Origin of the sequence: Archangium gephyra (genome assembly GCF_049060025.1) — a bacterium.
In the GTDB taxonomy this organism is placed as follows: domain Bacteria; phylum Myxococcota; class Myxococcia; order Myxococcales; family Myxococcaceae; genus Archangium; species Archangium gephyra_A.
This window is the reverse complement of the sequence record NZ_JBMEQQ010000002.1, coordinates 7,462,316-7,480,166: the sequence shown is the minus strand read 5'-3', so window position 1 is coordinate 7,480,166 and position 17,851 is coordinate 7,462,316. Positions and strand designations below refer to the sequence as shown.

Sequence of the window (17,851 nt, the reverse complement as noted above, 5' to 3'; positions counted from 1 at the left end):
CACCAAGTTAGTGTCCATGCAACACGAAGTCAAGCCAACGCGCCGGGGAGCGGGGCCTACAGCTCGAAGTTGAAGCCGGCCTTCTCCAGTTGCTTGTACTTCTTGTGATCGAAGCGGTAGAGGCGCGCGGCCCGGTGGGAGACGTCCTGCTCCACCTCGTCGAGCTCCTCGAGCAGGTCCATGGAGAGCAGCTTCTTGCGGAAGTTGCGCTTGTCGAGCTCGCGCTCGAGGATCTTCTCGTACATGCGCTGAAGCTGGGTGAGGGTGAACTTGGGCGGCAGCAGCTCGAAGCCGATGGGCTGGTAGCGCACCTTGCCCTTCAGCCGCTGGTGGGCCGTGGCTAGGATGTCCGCGTGGTCGAACGCCAGCTTGGGCACGTCATAGACGGAGAACCAGGCGGCCTCCTTGGCGTCGGTGGCGGCATGCACCCGGTGGTCCGACAGCTTCACCAGGGCGAAGTAGGCCACGCTCACCACCCGGCCTCGAGGGTCCCGGTCCGGCGCGCCGAAGGTGTAGAGCTGCTCCATCAGGTTGGGGCGGATGCCCGCCTCCTCCTGCAGCTCGCGGCGCGCGGCGTCCTCGAGCGACTCCTCCATGCGGACGAAGCCTCCGGGCAGCGCCCACCGGCCCTGGAAGGGCTCCACGCCCCGCTTGATGAGCAACACCTTCAGGTCCTCATCGTCCAGGCCGAACACCACGCAGTCCACCGTCAACGAGGCCCGCGGATAGTCGTAGGTGTAGCTCACCGGTGACTCCTTTCGTTCCGTTCCAGGACGCGCCTAGTGTCTGAACGACACGAAGTCAAGTCACTCAGCGATGAGCTCGATTTGGATTCCCAGGCCCAGGCGGCTCGGCCTCCGTGCCGAAGCCGGGGTGCCCGGCGAACTCCCTGCAACTGGGGCCCTCGGCCACCACCGAGACGCGCTCGAACCGGCGGATGCCGCTCGCCTTCTTCTCCATGTCCCTCTTCGTCAGGCCACGAGCCGCTGGAGCTGCCGCCAGTCCACGAGCTGCACGGACTCCTCGGCCAGGTCGAACTCCATCGAGCGGCGCAGGCCGATGATGTCGCCCCCCATCTGGAAGGGGACCTCGCGATCGAAGTCCATGCGCACGCGCTCGACGAAGAAGTCGTGCATCCGGGGCATGGGGTGCTGGCCGCGCCAGAGCTTGCGCATGTTGAGCGTGGCCTCCACCACCCCGGCGCCATAGACGCGCACGGACAGCCGGTGCGGCACCGCCTGGGCGAAGGGGAAGGCCTTGAAGCCGAAGCCCCACTCCGTCGTGGTGGCCGCTCCGGCGACTCCGGCGGGGCCCTCGTAGAGCAGCGCGCCCGTCTCTCCGTTGGGCAGGGGCACCACATTGCCGCGCGCGTCCACGGTGAGCGCCGGAGCTTCCCAGGTTGTACACCTTCACCCGCAGATCACCCTTGCCGAACAGTTGCCGCGGGATGGTGCGGGTGAACAAGGCCGTCATGTACCCGCGCAGGCCGGCGTTCGCCTCGCGCAGGGGCCCGGCCGGGAACGTGGACAGATGGTCCTTGAAGTCCTGCAGCGTCGCCGAGTCCCAGCCCGTCCCGGCGAAGGGGGCCACCCGGTTCTCCAGCCGCACCAGCGAGAAGGGGCGCAGGGGCGGCAGGCGCTCGCCACACGCGGCCAGCTGGCGCAGGGCCACCGAGGGCTTGGGCGCTCCGGTGACGCGCGCCCACGCATTGCCCGTGCCCAGCGGCAGCACGCCGATGGCCGGCAGCGCCAGCCCCTGCTCGCGCAGCTCGTTGAGCAGCCCGGTGATGGTGCCGTCACCGCCTCCGGCCAGCAGCAGCGTGGGCGGGTTGGGCCGGAGCTGCTCGGTAATCCACGTCCGCGCCTCCTCCAGCGAGCGGGTGAGGGCCAGGCGGGCCCGGGGGAAGAAGCGCTGCACGAGACCGCCGATTCTCTCGGAGCCTCGGCGTGCGCGCAGATTGACCATTACGGCGATGTTCATGGCGGCGTCACTCTCCCCAAGCCATGTCATGGTTCTGTCATGGCGGCTCTGCCCGGCTGTCATCTTCGGGTGGCGGACACATGAGGGCTTCCCCTCACCCGCCGAGGGCGAGCGCCATGTACCCCCAGGCTGTGGCATGCCCGGGAGCGGTGCAAGGTCCATTGTTCGAAGCCTGAATGGATGGCGCGCCGCATCACTCCCTCCGCGCTTGTCCCGGCCGTCACATCCCCGTGGCCAAGATGGAGATGACACAGGGCGGCGCACGGCTGGCACGGGTGGGTCCCCCGGTGGGCAGGCAAGGGGGCGCGCCCCCTTCGCGTCTCCGGGAAGCTCCCGAGGCGGGGATGGGCCGTCCATGATCGAGACGGCACGGGGGGGAAGCCGGGGCCGGAGCCGGGGGGGCGGAACCCGGGGACACCGTGCTGGGTAGGGAGCCGGAGGCCCGCCCAAAGCCGCGAAATGATTGCGTTCCGGCGCGCGGCGGGTGGGTTGTGGACGTGGCGTGACGGCTGGTATCTCCGAGCCCGGATGCACGGCGGCCGGCGGAACGGGCCCTGCAATCCCGCCTGGATCATGACCTTCCTCAAAGACTCGTACTCGATGGTGGTGGTGCTCGCGCTCGCACTCGGTGGCGTGGCGGGAGCGGCCCCGCGCCGTGTGGTGGTGGCCAGCGGCGACTGCAAGGACGCGGAGCTCAGCGGTCAGAGCAAGGCCCTCTACGACAAGCTGGTGTCCCGCCCGGGGGAGAACGTCCTGAGCGCGGCGGACTTCGCCGAGCGGCTCTTCCCGCGGCCGTCCGGCAGTTTCGACGACATCCAGCGGCAGCTCGAGGCCGCGCAGGGCCAGTTCTACGAGGCGCGCCACGCCAAGGCGGCCCAGGCCATCGACGAGGTGCTGCGGCAGGTGCCGCGCCTGCCGCCGGGCGAGGCCCGGTGGAAGCTGTACGTGGACGCGCAGTTGCTGCTGGCCATGAACCAGCGCGCGCTGGGCAAGGTGAAGGAGAGCGACGACGCCTTCCGCAACGTGCTGCGGCTGGAGCCGGCGTACACGTTGGATCCGGACTACTACACGCCCTCCACGCGCCAGGCCTTCGACAAGCTGCGCGGCGAGCTGGCGCGGGGCAAGAAGGTGAAGCTCTCGGTGAAGTCCAACCTGTCCCCCTCCGAGGTCTTCCTCGATGGCCGCGGCGTGGGGCAGACGCCGCTGGTGCTGCAGGTGCCCGCGGGGACCTATGATCTCCGCGTGAAGAAGGGCGAGGCCCTCAGCTTCCCGCGCCAGTTGCCGGTGCAGGGAGTGGAGACGCCGGTGCTGGTGGACCTGGCCTACGAGGGCGCCATCTCGGCCACTCCCTTCCCGTGCCTCGCGTCCGAGGGGGAGGGCGGGACGGAGCTGGCCCACGCCGTGCGCCTGGGGGGAACCCTGGGCGTGGAAGAGGTCATCGTGGTGAGGCTCGAGGGGATGAACAGCGGGCCGAAGTGGCTCGCGGCCACCGTGCTCAACGTGGAGGGAGGCCAGAAGCTGCGCGAGGGAGGCGTCAAGACGCAGGGGCTCGACGCTCCGTCCGAGTCCCTCTCCGCGCTGGTGGACTTCGTCACCACGGGCAACAAGGACCAGCCGAGCCTCGTGGTCGCGACGCCCAACCACCAGCCGCCCTGGGAGCAGCCCTCGGTGGCGGTGCTCACCCCGGAGGTGACGGCGACGTCCGGCGCCGTGCGGCCGCTGCGCGTGGTGTCCTACGTGACGCTGGGCGCGGGCGTGGCGGCGCTGGCGGGCGCGGGCCTCGTGCGGCTCTCCGTGCAGCCCGAGTGGGAGGAGCTGACGGATCCGAAGAACGGGCACCTGACGGGCGGGAAGATTCAAGCCAGCGACACCCGGGGCGTGCAGTTGCTGCGCAGCGTGGCGAAGAAGCAGAACACCATGGTGGGGCTGCTCGTGGGCTCGGGCGCGGCACTCGCCACGGGCGCCGTGCTCTTCCTCCTCTCTCCCAACGAGGCGCCGCCGGTGTCGGTGGGCGTCATGGCGGGCCCGGACGGCGCGGGCGCCACGCTCTCGGGGACGTTCTGACGTTCTGACACGGTCTCGGGTACGTTCCCGCGCATGAACGTCCTCCTGGCCCTGCTGCTGGCCGCGAGCGCCTCCAACGCTCCGGCCCCCCGCACCTTCCGCGTCGACTACTTCCACACCGGCAACGCCACCGAGGAGCGCTTCAGCCTCGACCGGCTCGTGGTGGAGCCGCTGCCCTGGCCCGGCAGCCCCTCGCGCGGCGTCGACGAGACCAACCTCGGCAAGTACCTCTTCGAGGTGCGCGACCGCGACACCAACCGCCTGCTGTACTCGCGCGGCTTCGCCTCCATCTACGGCGAGTGGGAGACGACTCCCGAGGCCCGCGAGATGAACCGCACCTTCCACGAGTCCCTGCGCTTCCCCTCCCCGGAGAAGCCCGTGCAGGTGATGCTCAAGAAGCGCGCCAAGGACAACTCCCTGCGCGAGGTGTGGAGCTTCACCGTCGACCCCCAGGACATGTTCGTCGACCCGTCCACGCCCGCCTCGCCCGGCCCGCTGCTCAAGCTGCTCGACAACGGCCCGTCCGCGGACAAGGTGGACTTCCTCATCCTCGGGGACGGCTACACCGAGAAGGAGCGCGCCAAGTTCGAGAAGGACGCGCGCCGCCTCGTGGACATCCTCTTCAGCTTCTCGCCCTTCAAGGAGCGCAAGCGGGACTTCAACGTGTGGGGCCTCATGCCCGCCGCCCGCGAGTCCGGCATCTCCCGCCCCTCCACCGGCATCCACCGCGACTCGCCCGTGGGCGCCACCTATGACGCCTTCGGCAGCGAGCGCTACGTCCTCACCTTCGAGAACCGCCGCTTCCGCGACATCGCCGCCTTCGCGCCCTACGAGTTCGTGGAAATCCTCGTCAACGGCAACACCTACGGCGGCGGAGGCATCTTCGGCCTCTACGGCACCGTGGCCGCCGACAGCCTCTGGGCCCCCTATGTCTTCGTCCACGAGTTCGGCCACCACTTCGCCGGGCTCGCGGACGAGTACTACACCTCCGAGTCCGCCTACGCCCCCGCCGAGGAGCGCGTGGAGCCGTGGGAGAAGAACGTCACCGCGCTCAACGACCCCGCGCGGCTCAAGTGGAAGCACCTGCTCACGCCCGGCACGCCGCTGCCCACGCCGTGGCAGAAGGACGAGTACGAGAAGCACGCGCGCGAGGTGCAGCAACAGCGCCGCCGCATCCGCGCCGAGCGCCGCCCCGAGTCGGAGATGGACGCGCTCTTCACCGCCCAGCGCGACTGGGAGGAGAAGTTCCTCGGCCAGCAGCAGCACGCCGGCAAGGTGGGCGCCTTCGAGGGCGCCATGTACGAGGCCCGCGGCTACTACCGGCCCCAGGTGGACTGCGTGATGTTCACCCGCGACCGCGTCCCCTTCTGCGCCGTGTGCCAGCACGCCCTCACCGAGGTCATCGACCTGTACGCGGGCCCTCGCCCCACCCAGGCGCCCAAGAAGGCCCCCAAGCCGTCCCCCTGAGGCGTCACCCTCGCATCCGGGAGCCGAGACCCCGGCGGGCAGGGCCTCCGTCCCCTGCCTGCTGCCGTCCGGGCCGTACGTCTCCAACCTGACAGGGAAAGGAGGCGGACACACCCATGGCCATGATGCACAACATGGATACGACGGAGTCCTGGTCTGGTGAGGGCGTAGGAACGAGCGTGGAATCGTTCCTCGCGCATATCAACCGCGAGGTCCCCGAGTACTCCCCGACAGAGGTGGCGGACGCGGTGATGAGCGCGCTCTGCGAGCGGCTCCCCGGTGGGCTGGTGCAGGAGATGCGGGAGCAGTTCCCCGAGGGCCTGCGCAGGCTCTTCGAGCGCAGTTGGAAGGAGCGGAGCGCCAACGCGCAGAAGTTCGACAAGGACGACTTCTACCTGGACATCGCCGAGCGGCTGCAGATCGAGCCCGAGAACGTCCGCCTCCTGCTCCATGTCGTCTTCGGCTCCATCCACTCGCAAATCACCGAGAAGCTGGCGGTGAAGATCGCGGCCGAGATGCCTCCCAACATCGCCGGCACCTTCGACGCCGCCCGCCGCGACGCGGACCTGCCGCGCTAGCGCTTCACGTGGAGACCCCGGTGGGCTCATCGCTCCCCGGGGTCCTCCCCGTCTTGCCTACCGGCCCGGCCCCGGCTCGATGGCGAAGATGAGCGTCACCCTCGCCTTCACCGTCTGCTCCTGCGGTTGGATGGGCGTCGTCACGTCCGCCATGTTGCCCGCCCGCGCCATCTCGAAGCGCGCCGCCACCGGGAAGGGCGGCTGCGGCTCCGTCACCGTGCTCGCGTCCAGCACCGGGCCCAGCTTCACCCCCAACGCCGATGCCAGCACCTGCGCCGATTGCCTCGCCCGCTCCACCGCGTTGCGCAGCGCATCCCCCTGCACCGCCTCCGGCTTGCTCAACCCGAAGCGCACCGAGTCCACCCGGTTGGCCCCCGCCCCCAACGCCGTGTCCAGCAGCGTCCCCACCCGCGCCAGCTCGCGCACGTGCACCTCCACCTGGTTGCTCACCCGGTAGCCCCTCAGCTTCGGCGCCTCCTCCGGCCTCGGCTGCGGCTGGTACTCCGGGAACACCGAGAAGTTGCGCGTCTCGATTTCCTTGCGCGGAATCCCCGCCTGCACCAGCGCGGCGATCACCTTCTCCATCTTCCGCGCGTTCTCCTCCGCCGCCGCCTTCGCCGTGGGCGCCAGCGTCTCCACCGCCACGTCGATGAAGGCCTCGTCCGGTGCCACCTTCACCTCGCCCAGCCCCTCCACCCGGATGGTCCGCTGCGAGGGATGCACCAGCGGCGCGGGCGTGGGGACCGGCGGCGGGGGAACGACCCGGGACTGGGCCCCCGCCTCGAGGGCCAGGGTGCCGCTCATCAGCAGGACGAGCAGCGGAACGGTGCGCGCAACGGACATGGTGGCTTCCTCATACGGTGGGCTCTGCCTCAAGGTGCGTGCGTGGCAAGGGACTGGCATCGCCCGGAGGGAGGAGCGGGTTGGCTGGCTGCCTGGGGGAGGGAGGGGCCCGCGGTGCGACCCCGGGTGAAATCCCCCTCCCTCTCTTAGAACCTCCCTCCCCGCGTGGGGAACGGTATTCTCGCGCCCACTTGCCCTGGCGCGTGTGGACGCGGCCTCGGCGGAGGGGGTCTCCATGCGGATTCTGCTGTTCCTGATCGCACTGCTCTCGGGTGGCTTCGCCGGTTATCTCGGCACCGTCGCCAAGACGTCCTATTCGTCGTACTCGCCCGCCCAGCTCGATCAACTCGAGGCCGAGCTGACCCGGCAGATCGACAGGACCTCGGGCGACACGCGCGATGAGCATCTCGTCTCCCTCTCCATCCTGCGCGAGGAGCGCGAGCGCCCCTTCAAGATGCAGGTGGCCGGTGGCGTGGCCGGCGTCTCCCTCCTCGCCGCGCTCGTCCTCACGCTCGTGAGCGGGCTCCGCAAGGGCTCGCGGGAGGAGGAGGACCCCTATGGCGCTCCGGCCGAGGGCGGCGGCTCCCGCCAGATGGATCGCAACCGCGCCGCGGCGCTCCTCGGCGTGCGCCCCGATGCGCCTCGCGCCGTCGTCGAGGCCGCCCTCCAGGCCCAGCTCGCCGAGAAGGACCCGTCGCAGCTCGGCGGGCACGATCCCAGCCTCCGCCAGAAGATCCACCAGCAGCGCGAGGAGCTCCAGGCGGCCGCCAATGTGTTGTTGGGCCGACGGGAGATCGCCTTCACGCCCGATGGCACCGAGGGCTGAGCCCACACGGCGAGCCCCGCTGTCCAGCTTCCATCGAACGGTGTGCCCCCCGGTCCATTGTCCCCGGGGGGGTGCACTGCCCATCCTCCCGACGGCCGGACCGGGTCTTCAGTACCCACCCGGCGCGGCCCTGAAGTCCTGGGAGGGAACAACACGTGGCCGAAGACAGTCTGAGCCTGCGCGTCCAGCGCATCACGCTCGAAGCCGAAGGCATCCGCTCCTACGAGCTCGTCCCCGCCGACGGCGGCTCGCTGCCTCCCTTCGAGCCCGGCTCGCATCTGGAGGTCCACGTCCCGGGCGGATTCCTTCGCCAGTACTCGCTGTGCAATGACTCCGGCGAGACGCACCGCTACCTCATCGCCGTGCAGCGCGATGCCAACGGCCGCGGCGGCTCCCAGGCCATGCACGACCGGGTCCGCGAGGGCGACGTCCTCACCACCGGCCTGCCCCGCTGTGACTTTCCCCTGCTCTACGCGCGGAGCTACGTGCTCGTGGCCGGTGGCATCGGCATCACCCCGATGCTCTCCATGGCCTGGCAGCTCCAGCGCCAGGGCAGCCCGTGGCACCTGCACGTCTGCACCCGCTCGCCCGAGCGCACCGCCTTCCGCGAGCTGCTCGCCTCACCCGCCTTCGCCGGCCACGTCACCTTCCACCATGACGGGGGAGACCCGGCCCGAGGGCTCGACGTGAAGGCCCTGCTCGCCACGCGCACCGGTGGCACCCGCGTCTACTGCTGCGGCCCCGCGCCCCTCATGCGCGCCGTGCGCGACGCCACCGTCCAGCACCAATGGCCCCGCGAGAAGGTCCACTTCGAGGCCTTCTCCGCCGAGGCCACCGGCGCCATCAGCGACCTCGCCGACACCGAGTTCCAGGTGGTCATCCGCAGCACCGGCGCCACCTACCCCGTACCTCCCGGGCAGACGGTGCTCAACGTGCTGCGCAAGAATGGCCTGCGCGTCCAGAGCGACTGCGAGGCCGGCACCTGCGGCACCTGCCTCACCCGCGTCCTCGACGGCGATCCGGATCACCGCGACACCTATCTGCCCGAGGCCCAGCGCACCGCGCGCTGCAACATGCTCGTCTGCGTGTCGCGCGCCCGGTCCCGCCAGCTCGTCCTGGACCTGTAGGCCCGGCGCCTCACGCCGCCTGGCCAGGGCCTCCGCTGCGCGCCTTGGCCACCCAGTCCCGCACCTGCTCCCGCAGGAGCTGCGGATCAAAGGGCTTGTCCACCCGCGCGTTCTTCACCGTGTCCATGAAGGTACGCGCCGCGGGCGTGAAGGCCCCTCCGGTGACGAACACCATCCGGCCCGCCACCGCGGGCGCGGACGTCACCAGGTCCGCGTGCAGCTCCATGCCCGTCAGGTCCGGCATCATCAGGTCACAGAGGACGACGTCCACCTCCGTGCCCTTCGGCCCCTTGAGCAGCTCCAGCGCCTGACGCGAGCTCGTCACGACTTCCACGTCGTGCTCGCGCGCCAGGGTCCGCCTGAGCGCCGAGCTCACCATCACATCGTCATCGACAATCATTACCCGGCCACGCACTCGCGAACCCTCCTGCTCTTGTTGCATCGGACGCACTCCCTGGATCTCGCTCACGGGGGCAGCCGCGGCTCGTAGTGTCACACGAACCCCTGTCCCCTTGCCCGGCTCGCTCTCCACGGCGATCTCCCCACCCATGGCCGTGATGAATCGGTGACACAGGGCCAGGCCCAGTCCCGTGCCCACACCCACCGGCTTTGTGGTGAAGAAGGGGTCGAAGATGCGACCTATCACGTCCGGGGGAATCCCACACCCCGAGTCGCGCACCTCGGCCACCACCCACTCGCCCTCCAGCCGCGTCACCAGCCGCACCTCGTGGCTCGCCGCCTGGCCCTCGGGCAGCGCCTGGGCCGAGTTGATGATGAGGTTGAGGAAGACCTGGGCCAGGCGCGACTCGTTGCCGTCCACCCAGCCGGACTCCCCGTACTCCTTCACCAGCCGGGCCCGGGGTGTCAGCTCGTTGCTGGCCAGCTTGGCCGCCGAGTCCAACACCGCGTGCAGGTCCACCGGCCCGCGCAGGTCCTCGTCGCCCCGGGAGAACGTCTTCAAGTCCTGGACGATGCGCCGCACCCGGTCCGCGCCGTGGCGGGCCTCGCTCAGCGCCCGCTCCATGTCCTCCAGGCGCTTGCGGCCCGGGGCGCTCACCGGCACCTCGCGCTTGAGCGCCGCCGTCTCCGCGCTCACGTGGTCCAGGTTGGAGACGATATAGGCCAGCGGGTTGTTGATTTCGTGGCCCACGCCCGCGGCCAGCGTGCCCACCGCCACCATCTTCCCCGCCTGCACCAGTTGGGACTGGGCCTGGCGCAGGGCGCGCAGGTTCTCGTCCAGCTCGCGGTTGGCCCGGGCCAGCTCGCGCGTGCGCTCGTCCACGCGCGCCTCCAGCCAGCGCTCGCGCCGCTTGAGCCGGCCCACCCGCCACGCGTAGGCGGCCATGGCCAGCAGCCCCACGCCCAGCGCGCACAGCGTGTAGAACCCCAGCGTCTCGCGGAAGCGCGGAACGACGGTCAGCTCCACCACCGGGCCCGGGTCCGTCCACACCGCGTCGCGGTTGGCGGCCGTCACCATGAAGCGGTAGTCGCCCGGGGGCAGGTGCGTGTACGAGACGGAGCGCCGGTCCTCGCCATCCACCCAGTCCTCGTCGTGGCCCACCAGCCGGTAGCGCAGCGGCGGGCGCGTGGAGTCGCCCAGCGACAGCGCGGTGAAGCGAAACTCCACGTCCCGCTGCCCCGGCGCCAGCATCAGCTTGCCGGAGAAGGGCACCGGCCGGCCCTGCACCCGCACCTCCTCCAGGCGCGGCTGGGCCAGGGGCCGGTGCACCACCACCTTCGCCGGGTCCACCGACACCAGGCCCCGCAGCGTGGGGAACCACAGCCGCCCGTCCCGCGTGCGCCAGCCCGAGGGGAACATGCCCCCGTTGCACTCGGCGCTGCGCATGCCGTCGCGCCGGTCGAAGAGCAGCGGCCGCACCGTGGTGCGCTGGCCCGCGGCCACTTCCTCCAGCTCGCGCCGCGACACCCGGGAGATGCCCCGGTTGCAGCTCATCCACAGGTAGCCCTCGGAGTCCTCGAGGATGCGGAAGACGGCGTCGTCCACGAGGCCCTGCGCGGTGGTGAAGCGGGTGAAGCGCCCGCCGCGCACCATGGTGAGGCCCGTGCTCGAGCCCACCCACACGCCGCCGCGGGGGTCCGCGTACACGTCCACCACCCGGTTGCCCGCGAGCCCGTCCGCCGCCGTGTAGCGCGTGAAGGTGCCGTCCGCCGTCCGCCGGTACAGCCCCCCGAAGGAGCCGAACCAGAGCGTCCCCTCCGAGTCCTCGGCGATGGAGACGACGGGCTCCTCCGGGCCGCCCTGCTCCGGGCCGAAGTGCGTGAAGGTGCCCTCGCGCAGCCGGCCCAATCCGCCGAGCGTGCCGAACCACATGTCCCCGCGCGAGTCGGCGAAGAGGGAGAAGAGCAGCTCGTCCGGCAGCCCCTGCTCGCGGCCCACGCGGGTGAAGCTCCGCCCGTCGTAGCGGAAGGCGCCTCCGCTGGTGCCCACCCACAGGTGGCCCTCCCCGTCCTCGGCGAGCGCGCGCAGGTTGCCCGGAGGCAGCCCCTCCTGCTGGCCGAAGTGGGTGAGCACGCCGTCCTTCATGCGCGTCAGCCCCCCCGAGTAGGAGCCCGCCCACAGCGCGCCCTGCTTGTCCTCGAGCACCACGGAGACGAGCTCGTCGCGCAGACCCTCGGGCTGGCCGAAGGCGACGAAGGGCGCGTCCCGCAGCCGGTGCAGCCCTCCCGACGCCGTGCCCACCCACAGCGAGCCCTCCCGGTCCTCCAGCAGCGAGATGACTCCCGCTCCGGACAGCGCCTGCCCGGTCCCGAGCACCGTGAAGGTGCCCTCCGTCAGGCGCGCCAGTCCGCCCTCCTCCACCCCCACCCACAGGTTGCCGTCCCGGTCCTCCGCCAGGGCCCGCACCTTGTCCCCCGGCAGTCCGTCGCGCGGGGTGAGGAGCCGGACGCGGCCCTCGTGGAGGCGCACCAGGCCCGCCTCCGTCCCCACCCACAGGGAGCCATCCTGGCCCTCCAGCAGCGCCCGCACCGCGCTCCGGCCCGAGCTCCCCGGCAGCCGCACCGGCTCCACCTGCCCCTCGGACAGGCGGACCAGTCCGCGCGCCGTCCCCACCCACAGCACCCCGCGCTGGTCCCTCAGCAGCGCCGCCACCCTCGCGGCGGGCAGTCCCTCCGAGGTGCCGTAGCGCCGCGCCCGCCCGTCCCGCACGTGGAAGAGGCCATTCGCCGTGCCCACCCACACGCCGCCGTCCCCGCCGGGCGCGAGCGCGAGCACCTCCACCTCACCCGGCCCCGGCTCCAGCTCCACCTCCTGGAAGCGGCCCTCGCGGTAGGAGAGCAGCCCGCGCGCCGTGCCCACCCACAACGTGCCGGCCAGGTCCTCGGCGAGCGCCTGGATGAACTCCTCGCGCAGCTCGGGCGTGTTGCGCTTGTCGTAGACGGTGAAGTGCAGGCCGTCGAAGCGGACCAGGCCCTCCCAGGTGGCCACCCACAGGTAGCCATCCCGCGTCTGCGCGAGCGCGTAGACGGAGTTCTGCGGCAGCCCGTCCACGTCCTTCCAGGTGTCGTGGCTGTATTGCGTGACGAGGCGCGAGGGCTCCAGCGCGAGCGCGGAGGCGCTCAGGCCCATCACCATCGCCAGGGCCAGCACCCGCGGGCCGTGCATGCCGTATCGCCACAACATTCCCGGTAACTTGTGCCATGTCCGACAGCCCCGGAGCAAACCCCCTCCCGGGAACTGGCGAAGGCCGGGCCGCCCGCTCGCCCCCCGCCCCTATATAAGGAGGAGCGAGGAGCCGGGCGAGGGGTTGCCCCAGGGGTTGCCCTGGGAGGTCCTCGGCCCGGGAGGAGGTGCTATAGCGACGGCCCTCCGCCAGCGATGAACACCCCGAGCCTCCGGGCGCCGCCCGCCCCCCTGCCCGAGCCCCCTCCTCCGCTCCCCCCCGTTCCCGAGGAGCCGCGCCGCCGTCCCCGGCACCGCAAGGACTGGCCGCGCCGGCTGAGCCTCGTCTCGGTGGTGGCGCTGGTCGTCTTCGAGTTCACCGTGAGGACGGACGCCCCCTGGCGCGAGGCGGTGGCCGCGGTGCTGGCCGGGGCGGTGGTGGCCACCTTCGCGGGAGAGCTGCTGCGAGACGCCTGGGCCTTCCGGCTGCGCCTGTGGCGCCACCGGTGGCCGGACCTGCTCTTCGCCCTGCCGGCGGTGCTGTCGCTGGGCGCGAGCGGCCCCCGGGGAGCGGCGACGCTGCTGTCCCTGCGCCTGTTGGCCCGGGAGCTGATCGACCTGGTGGCGTGGCGTCCCGCGAGGCCCGTGCTGCAGGCGCTGCTGCGCCGGCCGCTGCCGCTGCTGTGCCTGTCCTTCCTGCTCACCATCGCCCTGGGCACGCTGGCGCTGATGTTCCCCGCGGCCACGCGCGACGGCCTGGGCGCGCCCTTCCTGGTGGCCCTCTTCACCTCCACCAGCGCCTCGTGCGTGTCGGGGCTGTCCGTGGTGGACCCGGGCAGCTACTTCAGCTCCTTCGGCCACTGGGTGATTCTGGGCCTCATCCAGGTGGGCGGCCTGGGCATCATGACGCTCACCACCACGCTGGCCCTGGCCTTCCGCAGCCAGTTGTCGGCGCGCACCCGCGGCGCCATGCAGGAGATTCTCGAGGAGGAGACGGTCCAGGGCTTCCAGGGGCTGCTCTACTCCATGTCGCTCATCACCGTGACGCTGGAGGTGCTGGGCGCGCTGGCCCTCTACCCGTCCCTGGGGCTGGCGCCGGACGGGCGGGTGCTGTCCACCTCGGAGCGGGCCTTCTCGGCGCTGTTCCACTCGGTGAGCGCCTTCTGCAACGCGGGCTTCAGCCTGTACCCGGACAACTTCCTGCGCTTCACCGGCAACCCCGGCGTCAACCTCACCGTCATGGCGCTCATCACCCTGGGCGGCCTGGGCTTCCCCGTCGTCACCTCGCTGCTGGACTGGAAGCTATGGCGGGAGCGGGGAGCGCGCCGCGGCTGGCACTTCCTCCCGGTGCACTCGCGCGTGGTGCTGCTCACCAGCGCCGCGCTCGTGGTGGGCGGGGCGCTGGCCTGGCTCGTGCTGGAGTGGAAGCACTCGCTCGCGGGGCTCCCCCTGGGCGAGCGGCTGTGGGCCAGCGTCTTCCAGAGCGTCTCGCTGCGCACCGCGGGCTTCAACTCGGTGGACCTGGTGAAGATGGGCACGCCCATGCTGCTGCTGAGCCTGGTGCTGATGTTCATCGGCGGCTCGCCGGGCGGCACCGCGGGGGGCGTGAAGACGACGACGGTGGCGGTGCTCGCCTTCACCTTCCGCGCCCTGCTGCGCAACCGCTCCGAGGTGGACATCCTGGGACGCAGTGTGCCGCCGGCCACGGTGTACCGGGCGTGCGCCGTGGCGCTCATCTCGTTCGGGCTGCTCTTCACGCTGGCCTTCCTGCTCTTCACCGCCGAGCCCCACCTGCCCTTCCGCGACGTGCTCTTCGAGGCGGTGAGCGCCTTCAGCTCCGCGGGGGTGACGACCGGGGTGACGCCGCAATTGTCCACGGCGGGCCGTCTGGTGGTGTGCGCGCTGATGTTCGTGGGGCGGCTGGGCCCCTTCACCCTGGCGCTCGCGGTGGGCCTGTCCAAGGCGCGGGCGAGCTACAGCTACCCCTCGACGAAGATTGTCGTGGGCTGAGGAGCGACGATGCGCAGGACGTACGTGGTGGTGGGGCTCGGACAGTTCGGCGAGCACGTGGCCCGGCGCCTGAGCGAGGCCGGTGGCGAGGTGCTGGCGGTGGACCTCTCGCTGGAGCGGGTGGAGGCCATCAAGGACGACGTGGTGCAGGCGGTGAGGGCGGACTGCACCTCGGAGGAGGCCATGAAGGCGCTCGGGGTGGGCAAGGCGGAGACGGCCGTGGTGGCCCTGGGCGAGGAGGACTTCGAGGCGGCGGTGCTGGGCACCTCGGTGCTCAAGGGGCTGGGGGTGAAGACGGTGGTGGCGCGCTCCTCCAACCGGCAGCGGGGGAAGATCCTGGCGCTCGCGGGGGCCACGCGCGTGGTGTACCCGGAGGCGGAGATGGGGGACCAGTTGGCGCGCCTGCTGCTGCACTCGAGCATGCAGTCGAGCACGGAGCTGCCCAACGGCTACGCGCTGGCCGAGCTGCGCGTGCCCGAGCACACCGCGGGCAAGAGCCTGCAGGAGCTGCGGCTGAGGCAGACGCACGGGCTCAACGTCATCGCCATCCAGCACCGGGGCGTGGTGAACGAGCCCATCCCCGAGGCCATGCTCCACGCGGGTGATGTGCTCCTGGTGGCGGGCCGGGGCGAGCGCGTGGCTTCGCTCGCGCGCCTGTGGGACCCGGGGCGGTAGGGCGGAGGCTCCTCGGACTCCAGCTCACGTACCCTGTTTGCGCAGGGCCGCCGTCGCGTCGTCGAAGACCTTGGCGAGGATGGGCTCCGCCGGACGGTGAGCCAGGAGGAGGTCGGCGTCCTCGACCTGCCCCACGTATTGCAGCAGGACGGCGGCGCGCAGGGAGCCCCCATGAAGGGCGAAGGCTTCCACCCGCCTCCGGGCGGCTTCACGCAGCTCCGCGCGGCTTTCCGGTGGAAGCAGGGGAAGCAGTCGCTCCCGGTGCCGGAGGAGCAGGATGAACAGGCGCTCGCAATAGTAGGAGACCTCTCGATTCACCGCCCCACGGAGTAGCGCGTGAGCCGTGGAGATGAAGGCGAGGACAGCCGGAACGAGCGTCTCTGGAACGTCCTCCTCGAGCACCGTGAGCACCTCCGTCTTGAGCTCGACGGGCACGGAGCTGTCCGCGGCCCAGGTCTGGAGCTCCCCTGGAGACTTCTCGAGAAGCACGAGCAGACCCCCCAGGGAGCTCAGCTCCGAGAGAGCCAGCGTCTCCAGGCTCCGCCGGACCACGGGGAGCAGCTCCGGGTGGCGTTTGTGCCAGAGGGCCCGAGCGATCGTATTCACATCCCCCAGGTCCGGCTTGCCAGCGGCCAGCCTCTCGAGCCTGCGAACCAGGCTCGCCCGCGCGCCTGTTTCCGCGAGCGCGCCCAGCGCCTGGGTGATGGCCTCCGCGACGGAGTCACCGTCACGGTCTCCGCGAGCTTCTTCGCGCACGAGCTGCTGCTCCAGACGCCTGGCGCTGGCGGCACCACCCAGCTCGGCCAGACCGAAGACCGCGGCCTGTCGCACGAGCCCCTCGTCTTCTTCCAACATGGACTCCAACAGGGCGCGAGCCTTCCGCGGACCAGGTTGCCGAACCAGGGCGCGGACCCGCGCCTCCTCGCCGAACCTGCACGCCGAGACCAACTCTTCCCGCCACTGCTTCACGTCCATCTCTCGCGCCATGGCCCGTCCGGCCTGCGGAACTTGATGCCGCTCACCGGCTTTGGGTCATCGGCTGTTGGTGGGTATCCACTTGTTGCTGCGTACTCCCCCCCGGGCAACCCGGTAGCACCTCCGGGACTCCTCAGCCCCCTCTAGGCCCCAGAAGGCCCGGAGAGTCGAGCCGCTCAAACCTCCCAGGGGCCCCGAAAGAGGCCCAGTGGGGCTCCTGGAGGCCCTGGAGGGGCTCCTAGACCGTAGATATTGGCAGGCGAGCAGGCAAGGGCCAACCGGGAGTGGGGGGCTAGCAAGCTGTAGATGCAAGTTGCATCATCGTGTTAGTTGAGGGTGCAGATCATGGCGACTAACTTGCGCATCATCTGGGATGGCAACGTGCCGGGGCTTCCCGAGCACCGTTTGAGCCTCAATGCGTTCGGAGGTCCGCTCGACAAGCTCCGCAAGGCGATCAAGTTCATAGCGGCTTCCACAGTGGCGAATGCTGTGGGGGGGAGCATCAAGGACGAGCTCCGCGGAAAGAAGCCCTTGGTGGACATCCAACTGAGCAGCATCGACAAAGGCTCGGTGGATCTTCAGTTCGAGTGTGAGCTTGCTCCCGGCAATAATGAGGCACTTTTCGTCGAGGACTTGGCGCACCGAGTGGTTCACGAATTCCTGGCGAGTGTGCGCGCTGAAAGTCGAGGCCAACTGCGCAACCGTTTTGTTCGTGAGTACCTGGACTCACTCCCCCCGCAGCTTCGCAGGCAGCGATACAGCGTAGTTCGCAACGGCCGCGAAGAGGACGCCTACGAGTTCAGCGAAATGAATCTTGCCCACTTGCCGGGGAGCTTCCCGAGCCTTGTGCATGTGACGGGGCAGATCGTCGGCCTTGGGTTCGAGCCCGCGAAGAGTGAGGTACGCATTCAGCCAGCCGGGGACACTACGGTTGCTATGAGCGCCACTCCTGCCCAGGTAGAGCGGGCAGTCACGCTACGTCAGGGGTACGTCCAAGCACTTGGCGTTACTGGCGAGCGCATACGCCTGCTGTGGATTCGTCCGTCCGATGCTGAGCTTCCGATTGCCTCGCCTGAGGAGCGTACCGAGCAGTTCGCCCAACGTTGGCATGAGGTGCTTAGGAGGCTCGCGCAGTGAACACCCAGCCATGGGGCCACTTGGTCACCTTTGACCGGGTGCTAGAACTGCACGCTGATGGTATCCGCCGATTCGGCGGTGCCCCAGGCTTGAAGAGTACTGACTGCGTCGAGTCGAGTCTTGGCTCGGCGTGGTCCGCGCAGCTCTACATGGATGAGGAGCAGGTTGGTTTCCCGCTCACCTTCGCAACCTACCTCTTCGTGTACATCACGAAAAATCACTGCTTCGAGGATGGTAACAAGCGGCTGGGTTGGTACGTCTTGGGCGAGGCCTTGGCCCTCATGGGGCTTACTATTTCGGCCAGTGACGATGAGGCCACCGACTTCGTGATGGGTGTGGCAGCGCAACAGCCTCCCGACTATGCCACAGTCCAGAACTGGATCGCCCAGCGCATTATCGCCGCTCCTAACGCTGAGGGCTAAGCGCCAAGCATGAGGGCTAAGCAGGTCGCCAGAAGTTCTCGACACCAAGGGAGCCCGCTCCCCTCTGGGGGCGAGCCCTTGATGTGAAGGAACTTTTGGTCACCTACTTAGAGGAGTTGACTCAC

The 17,851-nt window shown here is 70.2% G+C and carries 14 protein-coding genes and 1 pseudogene; 9 read left to right on the top strand and 6 right to left on the bottom strand.

Translation table 11 applies throughout. The annotated features are described in order from the left end of the window. Positions 1–56: 56 nt before the first annotated feature. The 3 genes and pseudogenes from ACN28I_RS32695 to ACN28I_RS32685 form a co-directional block, all read right to left on the bottom strand. Positions 57–746 (bottom strand): NUDIX hydrolase, encoded by a 690-nt coding sequence (locus ACN28I_RS32695; protein WP_420945823.1) that lies wholly within the window; start codon positions 744–746, stop codon positions 57–59. Between the two features lie 64 nt (positions 747–810). After that, positions 811–960: a hypothetical protein gene (locus ACN28I_RS32690; RefSeq protein WP_420945822.1), complete on the bottom strand. Its 150-nt coding sequence runs from the start codon at positions 958–960 to the stop codon at positions 811–813. Between the two features lie 11 nt (positions 961–971). Then, positions 972–1,980 (bottom strand): annotated as a pseudogene (locus tag ACN28I_RS32685) (diacylglycerol/lipid kinase family protein). 573 nt (positions 1,981–2,553) lie between these two features. Between ACN28I_RS32685 and ACN28I_RS32680 the strand changes: the two are divergent. From ACN28I_RS32680 to ACN28I_RS32670, 3 genes are all read left to right on the top strand, one after another. Continuing rightward, a complete protein-coding gene (locus ACN28I_RS32680; RefSeq protein ID WP_420945821.1) occupies positions 2,554–4,044 on the top strand; it encodes a PEGA domain-containing protein in 1,491 nt (496 codons plus the stop codon). A 33-nt stretch (positions 4,045–4,077) separates the two neighbouring features. Then, a complete protein-coding gene (locus ACN28I_RS32675; RefSeq protein WP_420945820.1) occupies positions 4,078–5,511 on the top strand; it encodes an IgA Peptidase M64 in 1,434 nt (477 codons plus the stop codon). A 116-nt stretch (positions 5,512–5,627) separates the two neighbouring features. Next, a complete protein-coding gene (locus tag ACN28I_RS32670) occupies positions 5,628–6,089 on the top strand; it encodes a DUF2267 domain-containing protein (RefSeq protein ID WP_420945819.1) in 462 nt (153 codons plus the stop codon). Between the two features lie 57 nt (positions 6,090–6,146). On the opposite strand, the gene ACN28I_RS32665 is transcribed toward ACN28I_RS32670, so the two are convergent. Then, positions 6,147–6,932 carry an SIMPL domain-containing protein gene (locus ACN28I_RS32665; protein ID WP_420945818.1) on the bottom strand — a complete coding sequence of 262 codons (786 nt, stop codon included), beginning with the start codon at positions 6,930–6,932 and terminating at the stop codon, positions 6,147–6,149. Positions 6,933–7,167: 235 nt separating this feature from the next. Between ACN28I_RS32665 and ACN28I_RS32660 the strand changes: the two genes are divergently transcribed. Beyond that, positions 7,168–7,758, top strand: coding sequence for a hypothetical protein (locus ACN28I_RS32660; RefSeq protein ID WP_420945817.1), 591 nt, complete (start codon positions 7,168–7,170; stop codon positions 7,756–7,758). A gap of 155 nt (positions 7,759–7,913) precedes the next feature. Next, positions 7,914–8,885: a PDR/VanB family oxidoreductase gene (locus ACN28I_RS32655; protein WP_420945816.1), complete on the top strand. Its 972-nt coding sequence runs from the start codon at positions 7,914–7,916 to the stop codon at positions 8,883–8,885. Between the two features lie 10 nt (positions 8,886–8,895). Here the strand turns inward: ACN28I_RS32655 and ACN28I_RS32650 are convergent, their stop codons facing one another. After that, on the bottom strand, positions 8,896–12,528 hold the full coding sequence (locus ACN28I_RS32650) for a two-component regulator propeller domain-containing protein (RefSeq protein WP_420945815.1): 3,633 nt from the start codon (positions 12,526–12,528) through the stop codon (positions 8,896–8,898). Positions 12,529–12,723: 195 nt separating this feature from the next. On the opposite strand from ACN28I_RS32650, the gene ACN28I_RS32645 reads away from it, so the two are divergent. Together ACN28I_RS32645 and ACN28I_RS32640 are read left to right on the top strand one after the other, a co-directional pair. Beyond that, complete coding sequence (locus ACN28I_RS32645; RefSeq protein ID WP_420945814.1) at positions 12,724–14,517, top strand: TrkH family potassium uptake protein; 1,794 nt, start codon at positions 12,724–12,726, stop codon at positions 14,515–14,517. A gap of 9 nt (positions 14,518–14,526) precedes the next feature. Beyond that, on the top strand, positions 14,527–15,192 hold the full coding sequence (locus ACN28I_RS32640; RefSeq protein ID WP_420945813.1) for a potassium channel family protein: 666 nt from the start codon (positions 14,527–14,529) through the stop codon (positions 15,190–15,192). Positions 15,193–15,216: 24 nt separating this feature from the next. Here the strand turns inward: ACN28I_RS32640 and ACN28I_RS32635 are convergent, their stop codons facing one another. Continuing rightward, on the bottom strand, positions 15,217–16,179 hold the full coding sequence (locus ACN28I_RS32635; RefSeq protein WP_420945812.1) for a hypothetical protein: 963 nt from the start codon (positions 16,177–16,179) through the stop codon (positions 15,217–15,219). Between the two features lie 333 nt (positions 16,180–16,512). Here ACN28I_RS32635 and ACN28I_RS32630 point away from each other — a divergent pair, with 333 nt between their 5' ends. Further along, positions 16,513–17,304, top strand: coding sequence for a hypothetical protein (locus ACN28I_RS32630; protein ID WP_420945811.1), 792 nt, complete (start codon positions 16,513–16,515; stop codon positions 17,302–17,304). Beyond that, entirely contained in the window at positions 17,301–17,726 is a 426-nt protein-coding gene (locus tag ACN28I_RS32625) for a type II toxin-antitoxin system death-on-curing family toxin (RefSeq protein ID WP_420945810.1), read from the top strand. Before ACN28I_RS32630 ends, ACN28I_RS32625 begins: the two co-directional genes overlap by 4 nt. Positions 17,727–17,851: the final 125 nt, after the last annotated feature.